The organism is Thermodesulfobacteriota bacterium (genome assembly GCA_040755095.1).
Classification (GTDB): domain Bacteria; phylum Desulfobacterota; class Desulfobulbia; order Desulfobulbales; family JBFMBH01; genus JBFMBH01.
Map to the genome: position 1 here is coordinate 1 of JBFMBH010000236.1, position 2,914 is coordinate 2,914.

The following is a 2,914-nucleotide window of genomic DNA, read 5'->3' on the forward strand; positions in this document are numbered from 1 at the left end:
GCGCCGGCCTTCGGCTGCATGGGGACATGGACAAAGGCCGGCTGGTAGCCGGTCGCCTCGGGGGCAGCGGCCGGGACCGGCGCCTGGGGCGGCGGCGGAACGGCCGCCGGCAAGGGGCTTTCCTCATGCCGCCAGCGGGCCTCGACGCCGGCGTCCGGCACCGCCCCGGGCTTGGTGCCAGGCGCCTCGGCCGCCTCCGCCGGTGCCGCTCCGCCGGCGTCCCAGCTGCTGGCGGCATGGAGGGCGATCACCTTGTGCATGAGCGGGCCGTCCACCTGCCGGCAGCCGTCGCCGAAGGCGGCCAGGAGGGCGGCGTCGCACAAGGCGCTCACCAGCCGCGGGATGCCTTGGCTCTGCCGGCTCACCAGCTCCAGCGCGGCGGGCGTGAAGACGGCTGCCGGCTCGGCGGCGCCGGCCAGGTGCAGGCGATGGAGGATGTAGGCGGCCACCTCATGGGGCGGCAGGGCGGCCAAGTGGCAGGCGACGCCGATCCGCTGCCGCAGGGAGGCAAGCTCCGGCTGGCCCAGTGCCTCCCGCAGGGCCGGCTGGCCGGCCAGGAGGATCTGGATGAGGAACCGGTCCCCCTGCTGGCGGCTCCCGAGCATCCGCAGCTCGTCGAGGCTGTCCGCCGGCAGGCTCTGGGCCTCGTCCACCACCAGGAGCACCGGGCGGCCTTGCCGGTTCAGATCCGCCACCGCCTGGTCCAGGGCCCGCAGGTTGGCGGCCTTGCTGTCCGCCACCGGGCCACCCAGGTCGGCCACGATGGCGGCGATCAGCTCGGCCGGGCTCAGGTTGGGGCTCTCCAGGAGCACCAGGGCCCGGCGGTCGTCCAACTGGCCGCAAAGAGCCCGGACGATGGTGGTCTTGCCGCAGCCCGGGGCACCGGTGAGCAGCATGAGGCCGGCATTGTCCTGAAGTCCGTAGGTCAGGTGGGCCAGGGCCTCGTCGTGGTCCGGGCTGGCGTAGAGGAAGAAGGGATCGGCGGTGAGGGCAAAGGGACGCCGGGTGAGGCCGAAAAGGCTCTGGTACATGATCAGATCTCCTTGCACAAAAGGCGGCAGCGTTACCGGGCTGGCTTTCCGTTGTCCCGGCCGTTGGTTGGGGCGGCGTTCAGGACCGTGCCCAGCACCTTGCCCCGGGGCAGAATCTTCACGGCCTCCCGGACCTGTCCCTGGCTGGTGCGGCCGGCGCGGGCCACCAGGAGGATGGCGTCCACGTAGTCGGAGCAGATGAGGGTGTCCGGACAGCCGGACAGGCTGGGGGCGTCGAAAACGATCACCCGGTCCGGATAGCGCTCTTTCAGCTCCCGCACCAGGGCCTCCATGCGGGGCGAGCCCAGCACCTCCGGCGCCTGGGGCAGCAGACCGCCGGCGGGCAGGAGGGTCAGCTTGTCGATGCCGGGGTTGACGAACACCTCCTCCAGACTCACCCGGTCCTCGAAATGGGCCACCAGACCCACCACCGGTGGCGGCAGGGCGAAGAGCCGCTCCAGGGTCGGCCGCCGGAAGTCCAGCCCCACCAAAAGGGTGGTTTGCCGGGCGTCCAGGGAGATGCTCACCGCCAGGTTGGCGGCAACGGTGCTGGCGCCGTGGCCATGGCCGAAGCCGGTGACGAGCAGGGTGCTGAGCCGGCCAGCCCGCAGCCGCTGCAGCACCTGGGTGCGCAGCAGCCTGATCTCGTCCGCCATGCGGTGGCCGGGATCGACGGCGAAGATCCGGTTGCCGGCCAGGGTGGCGGCAGCCACCGGCTGCACCCGGGTGCGGGTGTAGACCGGCACCGGGGCCGCCCGGCAGGCGTGGCGCTCGGCCGCCACCGGGGCCGGTCGCCCGGCCACGGCAAGCGGATTCGGCTCCATGCCGGCCCGGCGGAGAATCTCCTTGACGTTGTACATGACGAGCGTCCTCCCGAATGAGCGAAGCGAATGTCGAAGGCGCCGGCGTGACGCCCGGCGTTTCTTGAGAGCGGTCCCATAGATCTCATAGGTCCCATAAGTCCTTTAGGTCCCACAGGTCCATGGGAGCTATGGGAATCATGGGAATCATGGGACCTGGGGGCTGCCATGCGCGGGGCGCACCCGATCATTCTGCGGTTCGCCCTGCACCTGTGATCCCTGGCTCCTGCGCCGCCTCGACCGCTGGCTTGTCCCCCTCGACCGGTGGCGGCCCGACATCTCCGTCCCGCACCGGCCAGACGAAGTACCAGTGATCCCATTTGTCGCAATAGAACTGGGCGCCCGTATCCATGAAAAAGTCCCAGGCATTGCGGGGATAGAGGTCATCCTTCGGGGATTCCTTCATGGCCTGGTCGGCCGCCCAGTACTCCGCGGCCATCAGATTCAGGAAGGGTCCCCGGTTTCTGAGCCCATACTCGGCCTGGGGCTTGAGCGGCGGCGGTCGGGGCAGGGCCGGTCGCCGGGCCTGCTGCCGCCGGGCCAGCACCTCGTCCTCCTTGTAGAGGCCGGCGTTCCCCAGGGTGGTGTAGAACAGATGCCCCAGCTCGCTGCTCCGGGTGTAGTAGCCGGGATCCGGACCGCTGCCGTCCCGGTTCCTGGCCGATGGCAGGCGCCAGTCGTCCCAGACCCTGTTCCGGATCGGATCCGGGTACTGGAGGTCGGTCACGAACTGCACGGCCTCCTCCCAGGTCATGCGGCCGTCCGGGTGGACGCCGGAGGTGACGGCGTAGTTGGCGTCCTGAAGCCAGGTGATGTTGAGATCAGTGTCGTAGATGAGGCCGCCGCCCCGGTCGATGAGCTCGGCCCGGGCCGGGCCGGCCATGGTGGTGGCGAGGGCTGCCAGCAGCCCGGACAGGATGATGCGGCGCATGGCTCTCCTTATGGGGACTTCAGATCCGTTCATCCGGTCCCTTCTGGCGGTTGGACATTCCTTGTTCGATATTCGACCTTCGCCCCGCCTCA

General features: G+C 70.1%; 3 protein-coding genes. All 3 read right to left on the reverse strand.

The annotated features are described in order from the left end of the window. Window positions 1-1,031 (reverse strand): AAA family ATPase (locus tag AB1634_19250; GenBank protein MEW6221650.1); only part of this gene is annotated, 1,031 nt, incomplete at its 3' end. A gap of 32 nt (window positions 1,032-1,063) precedes the next feature. Next, complete coding sequence (locus AB1634_19255; GenBank protein MEW6221651.1) at window positions 1,064-1,891, reverse strand: exopolysaccharide biosynthesis protein; 828 nt, start codon at window positions 1,889-1,891, stop codon at window positions 1,064-1,066. Between the two features lie 187 nt (window positions 1,892-2,078). Continuing rightward, window positions 2,079-2,822, reverse strand: coding sequence for a hypothetical protein (locus tag AB1634_19260; protein MEW6221652.1), 744 nt, complete (start codon window positions 2,820-2,822; stop codon window positions 2,079-2,081). Window positions 2,823-2,914: the final 92 nt, after the last annotated feature.

Bases quoted from the DNA above. Each gene is read 5' to 3' on its own strand.
- AB1634_19260 (MEW6221652.1), bottom strand. From the start codon at position 2,822: ATGCGCCGCATCATCCTGTCCGGGCTGCTGGCAGCCCTCGCCACCACC.
- AB1634_19255 (MEW6221651.1), bottom strand. From the start codon at position 1,891: ATGTACAACGTCAAGGAGATTCTCCGCCGGGCCGGCATGGAGCCGAAT.